Origin of the sequence: Rossellomorea vietnamensis (assembly GCF_025398035.1) — a bacterium.
In the GTDB taxonomy this organism is placed as follows: Bacteria; Bacillota; Bacilli; order Bacillales; family Bacillaceae_B; genus Rossellomorea; species Rossellomorea vietnamensis_B.
This window is the reverse complement of the sequence record NZ_CP104558.1, coordinates 1,845,640-1,864,508: the sequence shown is the minus strand read 5'-3', so window position 1 is coordinate 1,864,508 and position 18,869 is coordinate 1,845,640. Positions and strand designations below refer to the sequence as shown.

The 18,869-nt window shown below is 44.7% G+C and carries 24 protein-coding genes; 18 read left to right on the top strand and 6 right to left on the bottom strand.

The window, feature by feature from the left end; genetic code table 11:
* The 3 genes from N5C46_RS09590 (at position 1) to N5C46_RS09580 (ending at position 1,392) form a co-directional block, all read left to right on the top strand.
* The gene (locus N5C46_RS09590) at positions 1-273 is read left to right on the top strand and encodes a YesK family protein (RefSeq protein WP_261751860.1); all 273 of its coding nucleotides are present in this window, start codon (positions 1-3) and stop codon (positions 271-273) included.
* 54 nt (positions 274-327) lie between these two features.
* Positions 328-579, top strand: coding sequence for a hypothetical protein (locus N5C46_RS09585; protein ID WP_261751859.1), 252 nt, complete (start codon positions 328-330; stop codon positions 577-579).
* 72 nt (positions 580-651) lie between these two features.
* The gene (locus N5C46_RS09580; RefSeq protein ID WP_261751858.1) at positions 652-1,392 is read left to right on the top strand and encodes a phosphotransferase family protein; all 741 of its coding nucleotides are present in this window, start codon (positions 652-654) and stop codon (positions 1,390-1,392) included.
* Positions 1,393-1,480: 88 nt separating this feature from the next.
* On the opposite strand, the gene N5C46_RS09575 is transcribed toward N5C46_RS09580, so the two are convergent.
* Entirely contained in the window at positions 1,481-2,251 is a 771-nt protein-coding gene (locus N5C46_RS09575; protein WP_261751857.1) for an SGNH/GDSL hydrolase family protein, read from the bottom strand.
* Between the two features lie 107 nt (positions 2,252-2,358).
* On the opposite strand from N5C46_RS09575, the gene N5C46_RS09570 reads away from it, so the two are divergent.
* A complete protein-coding gene (locus N5C46_RS09570; protein ID WP_261751856.1) occupies positions 2,359-3,285 on the top strand; it encodes an ABC transporter ATP-binding protein in 927 nt (308 codons plus the stop codon).
* 7 nt (positions 3,286-3,292) lie between these two features.
* Entirely contained in the window at positions 3,293-4,276 is a 984-nt protein-coding gene (locus tag N5C46_RS09565; RefSeq protein WP_261752327.1) for an ABC transporter permease, read from the top strand.
* 191 nt (positions 4,277-4,467) lie between these two features.
* Here the strand turns inward: N5C46_RS09565 and N5C46_RS09560 are convergent, their stop codons facing one another.
* The 5 genes from N5C46_RS09560 to N5C46_RS09540 all read right to left on the bottom strand — a co-directional run bounded on the left by N5C46_RS09560 (position 4,468) and on the right by N5C46_RS09540 (position 9,643).
* Entirely contained in the window at positions 4,468-5,118 is a 651-nt protein-coding gene (locus N5C46_RS09560) for a zf-HC2 domain-containing protein (protein WP_261751855.1), read from the bottom strand.
* Between the two features lies 1 nt (position 5,119).
* A complete protein-coding gene (locus N5C46_RS09555; protein ID WP_261751854.1) occupies positions 5,120-5,605 on the bottom strand; it encodes an RNA polymerase sigma factor in 486 nt (161 codons plus the stop codon).
* Positions 5,606-5,860: 255 nt separating this feature from the next.
* Positions 5,861-7,228 (bottom strand): PTS ascorbate transporter subunit IIC, encoded by a 1,368-nt coding sequence (locus N5C46_RS09550; RefSeq protein ID WP_261751853.1) that lies wholly within the window; start codon positions 7,226-7,228, stop codon positions 5,861-5,863.
* Positions 7,229-7,257: 29 nt separating this feature from the next.
* On the bottom strand, positions 7,258-7,524 hold the full coding sequence (locus tag N5C46_RS09545) for a PTS sugar transporter subunit IIB (RefSeq protein ID WP_044338820.1): 267 nt from the start codon (positions 7,522-7,524) through the stop codon (positions 7,258-7,260).
* A gap of 19 nt (positions 7,525-7,543) precedes the next feature.
* Positions 7,544-9,643: a BglG family transcription antiterminator gene (locus tag N5C46_RS09540; RefSeq protein ID WP_261751852.1), complete on the bottom strand. Its 2,100-nt coding sequence runs from the start codon at positions 9,641-9,643 to the stop codon at positions 7,544-7,546.
* A gap of 260 nt (positions 9,644-9,903) precedes the next feature.
* Here N5C46_RS09540 and N5C46_RS09535 point away from each other — a divergent pair, with 260 nt between their 5' ends.
* From N5C46_RS09535 to N5C46_RS09475, 13 genes are all read left to right on the top strand, one after another.
* Complete coding sequence (locus N5C46_RS09535; RefSeq protein WP_261751851.1) at positions 9,904-10,323, top strand: HIT family protein; 420 nt, start codon at positions 9,904-9,906, stop codon at positions 10,321-10,323.
* Positions 10,324-10,391: 68 nt separating this feature from the next.
* Entirely contained in the window at positions 10,392-10,652 is a 261-nt protein-coding gene (locus N5C46_RS09530) for a PH domain-containing protein (protein ID WP_261751850.1), read from the top strand.
* Positions 10,653-10,664: 12 nt separating this feature from the next.
* Positions 10,665-10,817: a hypothetical protein gene (locus N5C46_RS09525; RefSeq protein ID WP_261751849.1), complete on the top strand. Its 153-nt coding sequence runs from the start codon at positions 10,665-10,667 to the stop codon at positions 10,815-10,817.
* 14 nt (positions 10,818-10,831) lie between these two features.
* Entirely contained in the window at positions 10,832-11,110 is a 279-nt protein-coding gene (locus tag N5C46_RS09520) for a YesK-like family protein (RefSeq protein WP_261751848.1), read from the top strand.
* A gap of 457 nt (positions 11,111-11,567) precedes the next feature.
* The gene (locus tag N5C46_RS09515; protein ID WP_261751847.1) at positions 11,568-13,298 is read left to right on the top strand and encodes an ATP-binding protein; all 1,731 of its coding nucleotides are present in this window, start codon (positions 11,568-11,570) and stop codon (positions 13,296-13,298) included.
* A 115-nt stretch (positions 13,299-13,413) separates the two neighbouring features.
* On the top strand, positions 13,414-14,205 hold the full coding sequence (locus N5C46_RS09510) for a phosphotransferase (RefSeq protein WP_261751846.1): 792 nt from the start codon (positions 13,414-13,416) through the stop codon (positions 14,203-14,205).
* A gap of 3 nt (positions 14,206-14,208) precedes the next feature.
* Positions 14,209-14,679, top strand: coding sequence for a GyrI-like domain-containing protein (locus N5C46_RS09505; protein WP_261751845.1), 471 nt, complete (start codon positions 14,209-14,211; stop codon positions 14,677-14,679).
* Between the two features lie 12 nt (positions 14,680-14,691).
* A complete protein-coding gene (locus N5C46_RS09500) occupies positions 14,692-15,111 on the top strand; it encodes a YhfM domain-containing protein (RefSeq protein ID WP_261751844.1) in 420 nt (139 codons plus the stop codon).
* 235 nt (positions 15,112-15,346) lie between these two features.
* Positions 15,347-15,934, top strand: coding sequence for a histidine phosphatase family protein (locus tag N5C46_RS09495; RefSeq protein ID WP_261751843.1), 588 nt, complete (start codon positions 15,347-15,349; stop codon positions 15,932-15,934).
* The gene (locus N5C46_RS09490; RefSeq protein ID WP_261751842.1) at positions 15,931-16,395 is read left to right on the top strand and encodes an NUDIX hydrolase; all 465 of its coding nucleotides are present in this window, start codon (positions 15,931-15,933) and stop codon (positions 16,393-16,395) included. Before N5C46_RS09495 ends, N5C46_RS09490 begins: the two co-directional genes overlap by 4 nt.
* 95 nt (positions 16,396-16,490) lie before the next feature.
* Positions 16,491-16,964, top strand: a complete 474-nt coding sequence (locus N5C46_RS09485; RefSeq protein WP_261751841.1) for a DinB family protein — start codon at positions 16,491-16,493, stop codon at positions 16,962-16,964.
* Positions 16,965-17,195: 231 nt separating this feature from the next.
* Positions 17,196-17,540, top strand: a complete 345-nt coding sequence (locus N5C46_RS09480) for an ArsR/SmtB family transcription factor (RefSeq protein WP_229593121.1) — start codon at positions 17,196-17,198, stop codon at positions 17,538-17,540.
* Between the two features lie 20 nt (positions 17,541-17,560).
* Complete coding sequence (locus N5C46_RS09475) at positions 17,561-18,850, top strand: arsenic transporter (RefSeq protein WP_261751840.1); 1,290 nt, start codon at positions 17,561-17,563, stop codon at positions 18,848-18,850.
* Positions 18,851-18,869 lie beyond the last annotated feature (19 nt).

Here is an 18,869-nt window from a genome sequence, read left to right as displayed (position 1 = left end):
ATGTTCATTGACGTGATGTCGTTGGTCGTCATCGGGGCTGTTGCTGCGTGTGTTTTACAGGCTTTACAGAGGTACGGTAGGATCCCTTCTTTTTATAATGTGAAGTTATTCTTTGGGGTGATCCTACTATCTTCCCTCTGCTGGATTATTAGTCTGGCTGTGGGCGGATGGGGTGGTTTAAGCTTAACTGCAATCGGATTGAACGGGCTGGTGGCAGCGGTGTCTGGGTTGGTTTGCTCGTTTCTATTGAATATCCTATTAAGAGACGGATAAAGAATGATCTTTTTATATCCGACATATGTAGATTAGAGAAGAGGAGGGGTACAATTGAAAAAAATATTCAGTTTAGGTTCATTCATCATCTTTCTAATCGGTCTAGTATTTTATTTTTTAGCCCTGTTAGGAAAAGATACGTTCTTACTGCCTGCTGTCATCATGGCAGCCATTGGTTTTCTGGCAGCTTTGTTCGGTGAGAAAACGATCTACAGAAAAATCGGTCTGTTTGGAAATGGTCTCATACTAGTGGTCGGGCTGCTACTTCCGTTTGTGGTAACGACGTTTTTTTGGAATAAGCCTTAAAGCCAGGAACTTCTTTGATAAAGAAGTTCCTTTATATTATAGAAGATGCTAGAGGGTAAGGGGCGAAACACAATGAACTTAGGAACTCCCATTGCAACCGGAAACACAGCCAAAGTCTATCTCTACCAAAATAAAATATACAAAGTCTTTAATGAATACCTACCAGTCAAGGAATCCCAAAAAGAAGCAAAAAAGCAGCAGTATGCCCATTCATGTGGGCTGCATGTACCTGAAATCTATGAGGTCAAAAACATAGACGGAAAACAGGTTATCATTATGGAGCATATAAAAGGAAGAACACTAGGTGATCTCCTGACTGACAACATGGAAAAAACGGAGTACTATATGGGCTGGTCTGTAGATATCCAAATGGGCATTCATCAGCTCAACGCTCATTCCATTGAACCGATGTTTGAAAAACTGCATCGCCAAATAGAATCTGCACCTGATTTGGAAGATGGGGTAAAGACTCGTTTACTGAAAAAACTAGATTCCATGACCCTTGAAGAAAAGCTCTGCCACGGAGATTTTCATTTATACAACTTGATTTTGTCAGGGGATAAAGTCGCCATCATCGACTGGGTTGATTCCAGCGCAGGGGATAGACGGGCTGACGTCTATCGGAGCTATCTCCTGTATTCCCAGGTCTCAGAGGAGCTGGCGGAATTGTATATACGCCTGTATTGTGAGAAAAGCGGACTGTCCAAAGATGAAATTTTCCAATGGGCCCCAATCATCGCCGCAGCAAGACTGTCAGAAAGGGTTTCTTCCGAAGATCCAAAACGACTTTTGGAGATTGTGCATCAAGTTTAATAATATGCCGTGGGGACAGGTACCTAGGAACACACAAAAAAGCCACGGTACCTGTCCCCATGGCTTTTTGAATTCACCTTTTTTGCAATCATTCTATAACATTTTTCTCAATAACAAGTGACAGGCTATCAGCCATTTGCTTATAAGTAGCGTCATTTGGATGGAAGTTGTCACTTGAAAGATCGCGTTTGGCATCCGTGACCAAATTGAAGGTGTCCACGACTTGAATGTCGTATTTCAAGCCTAATGTACGGGCGGATTCATTCCATTTTTGGATGACAGAATCAAATGAATCCCCGTCCGGTAATTCTTTAAAGGGATTATATAGCCCCATATAGAGGATGACGGCATCTTTATTTATGTCACGAATGGTTTCAAACGTTTTTTCCAAGTTTGGAATTTCCGTTTCAAGAATGCCAAGGGCGGTGTCTTCTGAATAATTGTTTAATATCTCACCGGAATTAAAGAGATTGTTCCCTCCAATTGTGATGGAAATGATTTTGGCATCCTTAAGAGATCTCTTGACCTCCTTTTGTTCCAACTGAGCCCGTAAATCTTCAATCCTGGCCCCCCGTATACCTAAGTTTTGGTACCGATCCACCGTATTGGTTTCTTTAAGTGAATCCCCAACCAGCGGGACGAAACCTTCTCCTTTTGAAGATCCTACCCCTCTTGTCAATGAGTCGCCAAGGGCAATATACGTTTCTCCGGGAGTGACGGTAGCTTCTTCAGATTCTGCCACGATCTTCTCTTGGGGAGGGTTGGCGATATCCGAATAGGCTCTTGCAAATCCGTATCCAAATAGAACGGTCAGTGCAAGGGAAAGGGTGATAAATAGTGGCCACATCCATTTTTTCATCTCGTAATCTCTCCTTCTATTATGATTGTACCAACTTTTACTCATGCTGAGTATTGAAAAGAGCAATTGAGAAAAAAGTTCGGTAGAATAGATGTAGGGTGATAAATATGAGCATAAAGCCAACCGTTCAATTGAAAAATGTAACGAAAGTAATAGGGAAAAAGACGATTATTGATAATATATCATTTGACATATATCCAGGAGAAGTATTTGGATTCCTTGGTCCCAATGGTGCCGGGAAAACGACGACGATCCGGATGCTCGTCGGTCTGATCAAGCCAACCTCGGGAATCATTAAAATCTGTGATTTTGATGTGAGAAAGCAATTTGTACAGGCGATGCAGCGCCTTGGTTCGATCGTTGAAAATCCAGAATTGTATAAGTATTTGAGCGGTCGGGAAAATCTGCAACTGTTTGCACGGATGCTGCCTGGGGTGGACAGTGAACGAATACAGGAGGTCATTGATCTCGTGGATTTGACTGCTCGAATTGATGACCAGGTACAGACCTATTCACTGGGGATGCGTCAGAGGCTCGGGATTGCACAAGCATTGTTGGGTCGTCCGGATGTGCTTATATTGGATGAGCCTACGAACGGGTTGGATCCGATGGGAATAAAGGATCTTCGTACATTTATCAGGAAACTGGTCGACGAAACGGGTCTTTCCGTTCTTGTATCCAGCCATATATTAAGTGAAATTGAAATGCTTGCCGATCGAGTGGCGATCATGAGCCGTGGGAAAATCGTGAAGGTAGGTACGGTAAGGGATTTAGTGGATGCATTGTCATCGGGGGTGGACTGGAGAGTCAATGATGCGTTTCGTGCACTTGACATCGTTAAAGCATCTCCCTATGTCCAATCTGCAGAATTGTACGATGATCATACGATCCATACTCTCATGGATGAAAGCAAAACGTCGATCCTGAATGAATCGTTACTACAGGCGGGAATTGAGGTATGGACCATTGAAAGGAAGGTCCAGACATTGGAGGACTTATTTATTCGTTTGACAGGGGGCGATCATATTGTCTAATCCCAATATGCTGGGTCTGATTCATAATGAAGTCATGAAGATTGCCTCCAAAAAACGCTTTGCGGTTGTCATCGCGATTTTAATCATTCTCGTCTCTATGTTTACATATGCACAATACCGGGAGATACAAGAGAAGATTGAAAAGCAGGGTACGCTGGACTGGAGGGTAGAGCTGCAGCAGGAGATCGTCGACCGGCAAAACCGGCTCGCATCCAGTGGGATCCAGGATGAGGCCAGACAATTCCTTGAATTGGATTTGAAGCAAAAGCAATACTACCTGGACAACAACATCAATCCGAACTATCCCGGGGCACCTACATTCATTCGCATCTTCTTCTCCCAGGGACTCACACTCGTCCTGCCTTTACTCATTATCATCATTATGGCAGATGTTGTGAGTGGAGAATACAATGATGGGACCATCAAGACATTATTATCAAGACCGATTAAACGATGGAGGATCCTGATGGCCAAATGGCTGACGGTTTTGCTGTATACATCGATGCTGATCGCAGCTACGGTGATTGTCTGCTATGGGATTTCAGGGATCGTCCTCGGATATGATGGCTGGACGGCACCTATCCTGACGGGCTTTCAAGCTTCTCCATCGGGTGAATTTTCGACGACCTATATCCATACTCTCCCGATGTGGGAATATTTACTGATGTCAGCGGGTCTTGCGTGGGTTGTGACAGCGACTGTTGCAACGATTAGCCTGATGATTTCAGTGCTTGTGAAAAATACAGCAACCGGTATCGGGGCGATGATGGCTGTGTTGATTGCAGGCACCCTTTTATCTTCTATCGGTTCTAGCTGGACGAGCTCAAAGTATTTGGTGAACCTGAATTTTGATCTCATCAATTACCTGGAAGGTCAAGCTCCTCCAATAGAAGGGATGTCACTGCCGTTTTCATTAACCGTACTTGCAGTATGGACTGTCGCTTGCCTTGCCGTTGCGTTTTGGAATTTTACTCAGAAGGATATTTATTAAATGCATCGTATTAGAAGAAACAGAAGTAGCCACCCTCCACAAATATGGAGGGTGGCTACTTTTTTTTCCTTCTCCCCAGTCCCTTTCGACTTAAAGCTGATGAAGAAAAGGACGATGATTAAAACAGGAAATTCAATCAAGGTGATGAGATGACCCAGCACATAATAAACCATGATACTTGTCCCCACGGCTTAAAGGTCAGAATGGTATAAATCGATTAAGGATAGTTCTTTCGTGTGGTGTTTGTATTGGATCGATATTTTGTCATCAGCTGTCAGTTTTTTCTCTTTCCCATTATCCAGTAATAAAGTGTTTTCATCCAAGAAGGTATAGGTAATGTTAATCTCATTCTTCAGGCTTTCTGGAGTTGAAAAATCTTCGCGCTTCTCATAAATAATCATCCAGTCTATATAGTCTTGATTCAGCTGTTCTTTTCTAGGTAACAAGAAGTGGTTGTCTTGTTTTGATGTAAATGTCAGTGTAACCGTTTTCCCTTGCTTTTGGATGGTTGTTTGAACATCGTTTGCATCTGCTATCCACATTCTTACGAAGAGCAGGTAATAGCTAAGCATCAAAATGAGGAAAAGGAATAGGAGAGAGGCGACAATCGTGAATATTTTCTTTCTGTTCTTTGATCGTACTTTTTTGAAGTAGTCCACATTTCTATCCTCTTTTGCCTGTACATGCACATGTTCTGACATCCATTCTTCTCGCATGTCATGTACATATTCTCTACATTCTTTGCACTGTTCCATATGTACGCCCATTTGCTTATTGGTCTCTTCGCTCGTTAAATGTTCCAGATAGCTCGGAACCAAATCTTTAAACACATGATGGTCCATTTTATTGATCACCCTTTCTTATTTGTTGTTTGGCACGATAAAATGTGACTCTTGCCCAATTCTCTGTTTCTCCCAATATCGAGCCGATGTCTTTGAACGATAAATTCCCCAATAACCTGAGATAAAGGAGTTCGCGTTTTTTCTCGCTAAGTTGTTGAGCCTGTTGAAAGAAATGGACTTTGTCTTCGTTTTGAATATATTGTTCTTCCAAATTGTAAACAGGAGTGTGTTCACTACTTAGTGATTCCACTAACCGGTGCTTCTTCCTTTCACGATTGACTTCTTTCAGCCAAACGTTCTTGGCGATTGAACAGAGCCAGGTGGAAAACGAGGCTTTTCCGTTTTCCCGAAAATGACCGATGGACTTAATGGCCTGATAAAATGTTTCTTGAGTCAACTCCTCGGCAGATTGAGCGTCATTTGTCAGGGTTACTAGGTATCTAAAAATAAAATCTGCGTATTCTTGATAAACATCTTCCTTATCCACGTCTTACCTCCTTTTCGACAAAGTGTTGGTCACAAGAGAATGAACCCTTTTAAAAACTTAATCATCTATTACTCCAGGGAAACGTTCATTCGTTACAAAAAATATGTAAAAATTTCTCAAGGACTAGATTACAGGAAAAACTTCCTTTAGAGAATGGTTTTTTTCTATTGTCATTGATTTCACACACCACGGTACCTGTCCCCATGTCTCACAGCGAAAAAAACCACCCGCAACTCGCGGGTGGCTGAATTCATCTTACGCTACTTCTGTTTCTTCCTTCTCCCCAGTTCCTTTCGACTTAAAGCTGATAAAGAACAGGACGGCAAGAAGAACGATGATGGATACGAATACCATCATATTGGATTCGATCAGACTGACAAGGTTACCAAGTACGATGCCGACCAATCCGAAGTCTGCATCTCCAAACGTGGTTCCCTGGAATCCGAGTGAACTTAACACCGGTAATAACAGGGCAGGCAGGAAGCTGATCATGATTCCGTTCGCCATGGAACCGATGACGGCACCGCGGCGTCCGCCGGTAGCGTTACCGAATACGCCGGCTGCTGCCCCTGTGAAGAAGTGGGGGACGAGTCCCGGAACGATGACCTTCAATCCGAGTAGTGGAAGGAAAAGCATGCTCACAAGTCCGGCGATGAAGCTGAATAGAAATCCGATGATGACGGCGTTCCCTGCGAATGGGAAGATCGCCGGGCAATCAAGGGCGGGTTTAGCATTCGGAACGACTTTGTCCGCGATCCCTTTGAAGGCAGGTACGATTTCACCAAGGAGCATGCGCACCCCTGCTAAAATGATGTACACACCAACAGCGAATGTGATCCCTTGCATAAAGGCGAAAACAAGGAAGTTCTGTCCTCCGCTTAATTCTCCTTCGACGAAAGCTGGACCGGCTGCGCCAGCTACGACGAAGAACAGGATGACCATCGTCAGGGAAACGGAAACGGATGTGTCGCGAAGGAATCCGAGTGACTTTGGCACTTTGATTTCTTCTGTCGATTTGCTTCCTTTTCCAACTGCTTTCCCGACCATCGCTGACACTAAATACCCGATCGATCCGAAGTGACCGACGGCAAAATCATCTGAACCCGTGACTTTGCGAGTGAACGGCTGAAGCATCGCTGGAGACAGGACCATCAATGCCCCAAGGATGATCGAACCAAGAACGATCAACGGTACTCCCGTGAATCCACCGGTCGTCAGGATAACGGCGATCATGCAGGCCATGAACATGGTATGATGTCCGGTTAAGAAAATGTATTTAAAAGGACTGAATCGTGCAATCAGAATATTGACCACCATACCGAACAACATGATCATCGCTGTTTCCGTACCGAAGCTCTCCTGGGCAAGAGCCACGATCGCTTCGTTGTTCGGGATGACCCCGTCGACTTCGAAGGCGTGGTTGAACATGCTGCTGAACTGCCCAAGGGACTGGACGAGTACATTCGCACCCGCCCCGAGGATGACGAAGCCCATGACCGTTTTGAGGGTTCCGGACACGACATCCCCTGAATTCTTGCGCTGGATGAGGAGCCCGATTAAGGCGAATAGACCGACAAGGATTGCAGGTGTACCGAGTATATCCTTCATTATGATATCAATCATGTGTATCGCTCCTTCTTTTTAAAAGTGGACTAGATATTTTGTTCCAATGCTGCGCGAAGTTCGTTCTTGTCCATCAGGTTCTTCAATTTCACTACATTTTTACGGCCATCTTCAAGGCTCTCGACGATATCTTCAGAACCGAGGAATAGATCCGCTTGTTCCGTCTTGGCTGTTGTCAAATCCGTGTGGGATACTTCTGCTTCTTTCCCCATATCCTTCAATGCTGCTTTTACGTTCATTTCTACGATCATGCTGCTTCCTAATCCGTTTCCACATACCACTAATACTTTTTTCATTTTGATTTCCTCCTCAAATTTATACTTCTACAGTTTGATTGATTAATTCAATGACGGTTTCTTGATCGTTTGCTACGATCAACTTTTCTACATTGCCTTCATTTGATAATAGTTCTGTAAGCTGTGAGAGTGCCTTTAAGTGCGTTTGATTATCGATTGCCGCAAGCACAATGATGAGCTGAGCGCGATGCTTTTCTTTTTCGGAAAAATAAACCGGTTCCTCGAGTCGCAGGAAGCTCATCCCCAGCTGTTCGACTCCTGTTTCAGGACGTGCGTGGGGGATTGCGATATTCGGTGCGATGACGATATAAGGACCCAATTCCTTCACGTTCGTGATCATCGCCTCCACGTAATCCGGTCGGATCGCTTGTTGGTCGACAAGGGGCTGGCTTGCCACCTTGATGGCTTCCTCCCAATCCGTGACACGGTCTTTCAGCTGGATCGTCTGTTCTGTCAGTAATTCATTAAGCATAGGCTTTCTGAGCTCCTTTATCGTGGGAGTAGTTTGTTCTAAAAGCTGGACCAGTTCTCTTTTTAATGCGGCTTCTTCATGGATGGTCGCGTGACGCTTGATCACATCCATCAGAAGTTCGGTCCGGTTCTTTTCGGACGGCTTCGAGTCGAAAAGCTCATTCATCCGCTGCATGACCCGTTCCTTTTCCGAATTCGTCAGAATGGCGGGCACATGGATGACGGGAATGTCTTTTTCTTTTATATAGTTGGTAGAAAAAATAATATCCGCCTCATACTCGTTCGTTCGATAGTCCCTCATGGAGAGCGTCGTGATGACATTGAGCCCGGCAATCAGATTCTCGAGCTGGGTCCGGAGCATATTGGATGTCCCGATCCCGTTTTCACAGACGATCAGGGCTTTGAACTTCGTCTCGACCTTTTTCTTCTCTTTCGTCAACCATCCTCCGAAATGCAGGGTGATATAGGCTGCCTCTTCATCGGGTACCGCTTTTCCGACATAGAGTTCCAGATGTCTCATCACCCGCTTTGTCAGGTGAAAGATGTCAGGGTACGTCGTTTGAATGCTGTCAGCCAGATCATTCGCAATCGAGAGCCCGTACTTGAGCCGGTAAAACGTCGGTTTGATATGGGAGATCAGGTTTTCCTCCAGTCCCTGTTTGTCATCGAATACAACACAGGAGTAAAGCTGGAAATCATGGATCATCCGTTGAACGACTTCCTTCAGCCCTGACAATTCCTGTTCCGTATAGCGGTTGAAATTATCCTGCTGGACTTTCGATCCGAGCAGGTTCATCGTGATGAAGCAAACCTCATCATCCGGAAAAGCGACGTCCAGCTTATTTGTGATATGAAGGGCTGCCCGGTAGGCTTCCGTCTGCCTCAAGACTTCTTTCTCCTCGTCAGGCACCGAGATATACTTTTGCAGTTCTATCCGCTTCATGATCATCAGGATCTGAAGCGACAGGATCTCGACCATTTCATCCGTCAGCGTCAATCCCAATTCCTTTTCCGCTTCATAAAGAATTTCCCTCACCAGGCGTCTTTGCTCGGTTTCCTGTGACCACGTATCGGCTTCCGGCTGGATCATCTTGTGAACCTCATTCCGGACATTCTGCCAATCGTGGTGCGAGAAGATGGTGGCGAGGATCGTGGAAAGCATCGTTCGCTTTGCCTCTTCGGGACCCTTCAACCGGTAGCCTGATCCTTTTTTGTAATAAAGTTGGAGTCCTGCTTCACGAAATTCCTTCTTGATGTCTTTAATCACCTTCGCGATCGTTCCCCGGCTCATGCTCGTAAGATCCATGAACCGCTGCATCGACGCATCCTGTTCCTCCAAGAGGATCGAGGCTTTAATGAGGACTTCGCGTTCTTCTTTCGATAACTGATACTGCCAATCTTCAAAACTCTGATCCTTCGAAATCATCAACTTCGATTTCGAATCAGGGGGCAAAAACAACCCTTTTCCATGCTGACTTTCAATCGGTTCCAAGCCTTCCGTCCTCAGCCAGCTGTTGATCTGATCAAGATCGTAATAAATGGTCCTTTGGGACAGGTTCATTCTGGCAACCAGTTCCTTCGTCGGGACCGGATCGGGCGAATGCTGAATGATGGATAATAAGTGTGCACGTCTTTTATCCAATACCATGAGGATCCTCCTCTGATTAATTTTGCATATTTATATTCTTGTTTAGTAGATGATCATCTTATGAGTCTAGTATATAGGCATTTAACCAGTAATGAAAGGGGTTTCACTGTGTAGAGTTTGTATGGGGTGTTTTTGCAAAAATGAACAGTAAAGCAAAATGAGTGTCACTACTGGGATTTGGGTTGTCAAAGGAAGGGGGGTTTGAAATAATTGGAAGGAGAGGTTAGAGTATCGCAAATTTATATAGAAGGAGAAAACACATGACCAATCAAGAAACCTGTCCATTCTGCCATCCGGAAAAGGACAAAGACCAAAACATCGTATTCGAAAATGAATCCTGCTATTTCCTGCAGCATAACAAGCACCAGGATGTACTGGAGGGGTCCGGCGTGATTGTGCCGAGAAGTCATCACGCAAATGCTTTCGAGTTAACAGAGAAAGAATGGAACGATACATACGAATTATTACAAAAAGCAAAGACATATTTAGATGAAACGTTTTCACCAGACGGCTATACCCTTGGATGGAATGTCGGAGAGGTATCCAATCAGTTCATCTTCCACTGCCACCTGCACGTAATCCCGCGGTATAATGACGAACCGCTGGCTGGAAAAGGGGTACGGTACTGGTTAAAGCAACCTGAAAACAAGAGGAAGAAAGAGGCGTCAAGTTTGAAATAGGAAGAAATTTGAAACCTTCTGTATCCTTATCTCGTAGAAATATGTATAGATAGATAGGAGTGATCAGAATGGAAGTAAAGGTATCGAGGAACAATGAGAACCTGCGAATCAAATGGCAGTTAAGTCAAATTGACATTCCCCTTTCACAAATCAAAGATGTATTAATGGATGATACATATGGTGGCGAAGAGAAGATGGCCATCCGAATCGGATTTCCTTATGGACACACAGACAGAATCGTCATCAAGACCCATTCTGAAACGTATATTCTGTATACGAGCAATGGTGGATTGAAAGATAAGATTCTCTCATTCATGGAAGCGAGTTAGGTGGGTTTCTGGATGTGGGTCGCCATTTCTTTGCCATTGGCCGGAGGTATTGCTGCTGCTCATTCCGGTAAGAAAAAAACGGAAAGAAAACATGTGGTTGCCTTCCTTGGGTTTATTGTGGCCGTGATACTCTTTTTCTTATGGTGGTTTAACAGAGGAGTTTAATAGGGGGTGGCAATATGTTGATGTTAGAGGGATGGCTGCCAATCATCATGCTTTTTGTCATTTCAGCATGTCTGATTGTTTTGATCGCCAGGTTTACCCGTAATCATATCGTATTCAGTTTGTCTGCACTATTGGGCTTGGTCTGTCTCAGTACCATTCTATACAGTATCTTCATGGTCGGAGGCTGGGACGGGATGGCCATCGGTTTCTATGCCATTGCTGCGTTTCTTGGTCTAGCGATCGGAACGGCTATCAGCCCGTTCGTTAAGAAAAAGGATGGGGTGAGTGGATGATGGCACTCTTGACGGCGATTGGTGATGTCATTGCAGCCATTGCTGTATCGTTTCTGAAGGACAGAAAGAAATGATCCCCGATTCTACTATATTAGCCGTTTGCCCAAATCCACATCTAAACGATCCCGCTTCTCTCCATGGAGGCGGGATTTTATATGATTTTTTCCAACGATAATCCTTTTTTACCATAAAGTAACGTTTATTCACTAGGGAAATATATATAGTTTTCTTTCGTAATTCAGTAAAATAGATTATGTGGGTCTATTCGCCTACCTGAATAATGGAAGCGTCTTCTTCTAAGCTGCATGGGGGCCGGAAGGAATTTAGGTAAGTTGTTCAACAAGATCGTTCGGAATCCGATATAAATAAGAAAGCATCCCTCAGTTACAGAAACGTAATGTGATTACCTCACAAGGGATTCAACATCTGCATGATCATCGCAAAAGGGGAGAGGTTAATGGAGTTTGTTCTGTTAGTTGCCATTTCATTCATTCCTGTCATCATTTCAGGATCGCTATTATTCTATTCAACATCCACCTTAAGCAAAGCCCTATCCATATTTTTATTTCTATTATGTTTATGGCAGATTGATATTGCCTTTTTATATGCCAATGACTATTTTTCTCCAGAATTGATCGATCATGCGTTCAGGCTCTTCCGGATCGGCCCAATTCTGATCATGCCGGTCATGTATTATTTTGCGTACTATCTTGTAGAAAGGCATGATGAATTAAGGAAATATCACATGTTCTTTAATAAAGCGGTGCTCCTGTTCCTCGTTGGATTCAGTCTCATTGTATACGGGATAAACTTCACTAAGATCGGAGTCACCTCGTATGCGCTCGTTCCGGAAACGGCGTTCGCCCCTTCTCATTTCATTCCCGTGTATGGGATGCTTAACTCTACTTTCATCATTAATGTGTTATTGGTATTTGTTCACACGTTTTTCCTTCTTGGCCTTACATTAAAGCTACATGACGCCTTTTTCCGTCTTTTTTATTCCAAGCTTGTGTTTGGCTCCTTCTTTGTTTTCTTAAACGGGGTCATCAGCGGATTTGGTGTGCTGCCTTTATATTTCTCAAGCTTCAATTCCATCCTTGTCGCCATCCTCCTGTTTCTCGGCTTCTTCCAAATGCAATCGGAACAGCTGAATGTGGCGAATGACAGTCTCGTGAAACAAAGCAATCTGTTGGAAGAAATCATGAATATCAACCCAAACTATCTGGTTGTACTGGATAAAGAGAATCGGATCGTGAAGATCAATCATTCCATCTGTGCCTTATTGTTGATATCCGGAGAACAGATGATGGGCATGACATTTTCCAACTTCCTGAAGGCACATCAGTTGAAAATCACACGCGGTGAATTGCAGAAGCTGACCCGCATCAATGGTGAAGTCCACTATATCCAATGGGGCACCACGACCTTGCGCTATCATGACAAGGAACTGTACACCTTGTTTTATGGAATCGACTTCACCAATCAGAAACAGAATGAACAACTTCTCCTCTCCACTGAAAAAAGCAAGGTCATCGGGGAACTCGCCGCAAGCATTGCCCATGAAATCCGAAATCCACTGACGACGGTGAGGGGATTCATCCAACTTATGAAAGAAAAGAATGTGGACAGTCAGTATGAAGGAATCATGCTCGAAGAAATCGATCGGGTAAATGAAGTGTTGAGGGAGCTATTGCTGCTTGCAAAGCCCGAAGCGAATGACGATGGCGACCTCCGTGAAGAAGACATGGAGCTCAATATCCATCATGAAGTCAACCATGTCAGGATCCTGTTCGACGCTGTTGCGGCGGAGCAGAATAAAAGGATCTACATGTCGAGCACACTTCCGTCCGACACCCTGGTTGCCTTTCATGAATCTCACTTCAAACAGGTGCTCCTCAATACGATCAAGAACAGTCTTGAAGCCGTCGAGGAAAAAGGCAAGATTAAAATCAAGCTAGATCAGACAAATGAGTGTATCCGGGTCCGGATCATCGACAACGGGAAAGGCATTTCCAAGAAGCGCCTCGCCCGGATCGGGGAACCTTACTTCACCAATAAAGAAAAAGGGACCGGCATCGGCCTCACCATATGCTTCAAGCTCATGAATGACTACAACGGAGAAATGTCCGTGAAAAGTAAAGTAGGCTGGGGAACGACCGTCACGCTCCTCTTGCCGAAGAAAAGCTGATCCTCTTGTGAAAACGAGAGGTTTTTTCATGGAAGCGAGTAGGGGATTGTGAAATGGTTTGAGTTTTGAAATAATTGGGATTGTAGGATCAAATTGGTTTCATGGGGGGTAGCTTATGTCACATGAAGAAAAACTAACCGGCGGGAATGTCTCGACCGTCTACCGTTCTGGAAATACAGTCCGTCGGGAACTGAAGCCTGAGAGCGCCCGGATTCACAAGCTTCTGAACCATCTCGAAAAGAAAGGATTCCAGCACTCACCGGCGTTTCTCGGCCTCGATGAGAAAGGCAGGGAAATCTTATCGTTCATAGAAGGGGAAGCGGGGAATTATCCTTTAAAGGAATATATGTGGTCAGATGAGGTGCTTAGCGGTATCGCGGAGATGCTCAGGCACTATCATGACGCCGTGAGCGATTTCCCCATCGACGACGGCTGGGAACCGATCGATCTCACGCCAGAACCCTTTGAGGTGTTATGTCACAATGACTTCGCCATATACAACATCATTTTCAACAAACAACATCCTGTAGGAATCATCGATTTCGACGTGGCAGGACCCGGTCCAAGACGGTGGGACATTGCCTATACCCTGTACACCTGTGTACCCTTGAGCCGTGTCCGTTATTCAGAAACGGGTGACGCTATGCATTACGACCGGGAGCGGGATGCAGCGAGGATCAAAGAGCGGGTGAAACGGTTCTTTGAATCGTATGGTATTGATTTTGGAATGGAAGATCTTCAGATGGTCCTTCGTCGATTGGAAGCTATATGTCAAACCATCCACCGGAAAGCACGGGAAGGGGACCCTGCTTTTCAAAAGATGATAAAAGAAGGGCATGTGGAACATTACCAGAAGGATATCGCATTTGTCCGGGAAAACCTTAATGATTGGATAGAGGAGGCGTAAATGATGGCAGAATTGAAAAGTGTGGGAGAAGTGAAATTAGTGGGGTTCAGGGTCGTTTGCCCTGGTGACGAGTACGTGGTGGAAATCCCGAAAGCGGCGAAGCAGTTGAAAGAAAGAGCGGGTGAAATCCATCATGCCCTGCACCCTGATCAGCAGATCGGTGCCTTTATAGTAGAAGCATCATCCCCGGAGGAAGATGGTTACTGGATCGGGTTGCAGGTAAGTGAATATGGAGACATTTCAACAGACATGATCACCTTGACCATTCCGCCCCACACCTATGGCACGATTTTTCACCAGGGTCCCAATCATGACATCCGGCAGAGCTACGAGCAGCTGCACCAGTGGATTCATGAAAACGGGTATACCCGTTCCACCAAGAGTTGGAATCTAGAAATCTATCAAAAAGAAAACCAGCCTGGGGACCCTTCTGATGTGCGGGTGGAATTGTATGATGCCATTCTAATGGGGTGAGGTGGAATGCAGATGAAAAGAATGGCCCTCATTATTCTTGCGATTCTATTGGTCGGCTGTCAGGTAAACGTGTTGGGAATCGGTGGCGAAAAACAAAACATCGTCGTCGAGAAGCAGGTCGGAAATGAAGATAAATATGAAGAGTTTAACAAGGTCACGGATACCAAACAGGTGGAAGAGGTAAGGGGAATCCTACGTGATGTCCACTGGCAGGATGCACAAGTAGACTTCATCCGGCCTCCTGGTTATCGTTTTATGTATGAATTTAAAAATCCGAATATCGATACAAAGGCCATGCTGCACCAGGTGTGGATCAGTCCGATGAAAGATGAACTCGAGGTCATGCAGGGTACAGATGAGTATGCCAAGCTGACAAAGGAAGACTCTGCTCGTTTGTTTGAAATTTTGACGGGGGAGAGTTTAGGAGACTGAGCGGGGAGCTATGTGTAAAGAAAATTCGACAAACCGGCACGATGATCTCATATCCCGCATGATTTCTTCTATTCCCGCACGATAAATATGAACTCCGCATGATTGTTTCAGATCTCGCATGAAAGTGGATGGAACCGGCATGAATCCTGTTGCGATGACCACCCAATATAGAACGTTGAACCATTTCTATTATAAAAGGAACTGATTTTTATCAGTGAGAGGAGGAAATCCCAGTTTGAATACCTACATCTATATGATAAGACACGGCGACTCACCAAAAGAAGGTCCTGAACGTACACGGGGTTTAACGGAAAAAGGGTTAGTCGATGCCCAAAAAGTTACCGAACTGCTGAAAAAGGAAAACATGGACATCGTGGTATCAAGTCCCTACCTCCGTTCAGTTCGAACCGTAGAAGGGATAAGTCAGCATATCGGACAATCTGCGATCGTAGAAGAAGACCTGAAGGAAAGGATCTTTTCCACAGGTAACAAACGGATTTCCGACCAGGAGCTGGAGCCTTTGTTGGAGGCGTCGTTCAGCGACCCGGATTTTGCCTTAAAGGGTGCGGAATCGAATGCCGAATGTCAAAGTCGGGCCATTGCCGTATTGAATACACTCTTACATACATATGAAGGAAAGAAAATTGCGGTCGGCACACATGGAGCCATCATGACGCTGATGATGGGCCATTATGACAGCCGCTTTGATTTGAGTTTCCTGCACAGTACATCCAAGCCGGATATTTATCGAATGGAATTTAGTGGTCTCGAACTTGTAAGGGTCCAGCGATTGTGGACAGAAGCGAAGAGGGTGATGACATGAGTGAAGTACCAATCAGATGTACAGGAGTCGCCGTCGTATTACTGAAAAAAGAGGATGACCAACACAAAGTATTACTCGTGAAAAGAGCCGAATCTGTCTTGAAAGATGAATGGTGCTATATCGGCGGAGGAATCAAGGAAGGCGAAAAAGCCTGGGAAGCCGCATACAGAGAGGTGGAAGAAGAGACAGGCATCACAAACCTTTCCTTATATTCTGCCAACACCTTTGATCGGATTTATTCCATTGAAGGGAATTACATATACATCGCGCCTGTGTTTGTGGGATTCGTAGCAGATGATCAGGAGGTGGTGTTAAACGAAGAGCATAGTGATTATAGATGGTTGTCCTTTGAAGACGCAATGGGCATTGTGTCTTTACCTGGAAATGAGGAAGTACTATCGTTCATTGAGAAGCATTTCGTAAAGAAAGAAGCTCCTGATTATTTACTGGTTAGACGTTGAGAGGGTTTATTAGATATCTTTTCATACATAAAGGAAATATAAGCTCGAAAATAGAATGATTAACCTATACACTTTTCAAAAATGGAGGCCGAAAGATGGACGTTTTTATAAATCAATATGACTGGATCCGCCGTACGAGAGAATTATTATTCCGTTATTGTGAAACGATGTCCCAAGCGGATTATGTAAAAGAACTTGAATCGTTTGGAGGAGACTCCATCCGCAATCTGCATGTTCACGTAGCAGATTGCTACCGTGTATGGCTGGGAAGTCGTGCGCTAGGTCGGTCCCTTCCTAAAATCACTGCGGATTCCGCAAACACTGTAGAGGAAATGCGTGACATTTTCAGGAAGACGGATGACCTGCTTCATGAATTTCTAGAGGAGTTCAAAGGGAAGTGGGATCACACCATGCACATATCCTTCGGGGAAGACGATAGTGCCGAGATTTCTGCATTATGGTTGTATACCCATACCGTCACACATGAATTTCACCATAAAGGCCAAATCGTGAAAATTGGCAGACAGCTGGGGTATATTCCTCCGGATACGGATCTCATTGAGCCTTAATCGTTTCAGTTGGTTGGTGTCTGTTTTACTATTACTTAAAAATAGATTAAAACCGGGGAACAATCTCCGGTTTTTTCTTTAATTCCGTTCCTTTTCTCTATCTCTTCACAAAATCAGTACACAGTGTCCAATAATTCTAAAGCAGCGTCTAAGTAGAATACAAAAACATCTTGCAATCTATATATAAGTGAACTATTATATAAGCATACATTAATATATGGAGGCGAGTGGATGAAAGCATCGACGGTTGAAATAGACAAATCCGCGACCATTCTTAAGTTACTAGGGGATAAAACCCGGTTGACCATGGTAAAGATACTAGATACAAATGATTGTTGTGTGTGTGAATTCGTGGAGATTTTTCAAGCGAGTCAGCCTGCTATTAGTCAGCACGTCCGTAAGTTGAAGGATGTAGGAATCGTAAGGGAGAAGCGACGTGGTCAATGGATCATATATTCCCTTAATCGTGAAAGTGAATACTTCCCCATGATCCAAAGCCTCCTGGACCACCTGCCGAATCAGGACTTCAAATTGAAGGAATTGGAGGAGCAGGGCTTACGCATTTCTTGTGAATAATAGGAGGTAAAAAAGGAATTATGACTATATTAGCATCTGTGATTTTTCTCATCACCCTTGTGTTCGTCATTTGGCAGCCAAAGGGACTTTCCATTGGATGGTCAGCCATCGGCGGAGCCGTAATTGCCCTGATCGTAGGGGTAGTCGATTTCAGCGACGTGGTTGATGTGACCGGCATCGTTTGGAATGCGACATTAGCATTTATAGCAATTATTATTATTTCTCTCATCCTTGATGAGATCGGATTCTTTGAATGGGCTGCCTTGCATATGGCAAGGGCGGCAAAAGGAAACGGCGTAAGGATGTTCGTCTACGTGTCACTTCTTGGAGCAGTGGTGGCGGCTCTATTCGCAAACGACGGAGCGGCGCTGATCCTCACACCGATCGTGCTTGCGATGGTACGGAATCTGAATTTCAGTGAGAAGCTTGTGTTTCCGTTCATCATCGCCAGCGGATTCATCGCGGATACGACATCTCTTCCTTTAGTGGTCAGTAACCTCGTGAACATCGTGTCCGCTGACTTCTTCGGGATCGGATTTGTGGAGTTTGCTTCACGGATGATTGTGCCGAATTTATTCTCATTAGGAGCAAGTATTTTAGTTCTGTATCTCTTTTTCCGAAAGAGCATACCGAAGAATTATGATGTTTCTCAGCTGAAGAAGCCTGTGGATGCCATTAAGGATATCAAGATGTTCCGTCTTTCATGGGTGGTGCTCTCGATTCTCCTTATCGGTTATTTCGCCAGTGAATTCATTGGCGTGCCAGTTTCCATCATTGCAGGGATCGTAGCCATCTTCTTCTTGTTCATGGCTAGAAGAAGTGCAGCAGTCAATACGAAAACCGTCATCAAAGGCGCTCCGTGGGCCATCGTGTTCTTCTCCATTGGGATGTACGTGGTCGTATATGGTCTACGTAATGTAGGACTGACCAATGTGCTCTCGGATGTCATCCAGATGACGGCTGATCAAGGATTATTTGCAGCCACAGTCGGAATGGGATTCATCGCGGCGATCCTATCGTCCATCATGAACAATATGCCGACGGTGATGATCGATGCTCTGGCGATTGCCGGCACGGATACGACGGGTGTCACACGAGAAGCGTTGATCTACGCCAACGTCATCGGATCGGATCTTGGACCGAAGATTACCCCGATCGGATCATTGGCAACATTATTATGGCTACACGTCCTTTCTTTAAAAGGGGTAAAAATCCCCTGGGGGACGTACTTTAAAACAGGAATCATCCTGACCATCCCAACCCTATTCATCACACTGGTCGGGCTTTATATCTGGTTATTAATCATCTAACAAAAACTAAAGGAGAGAT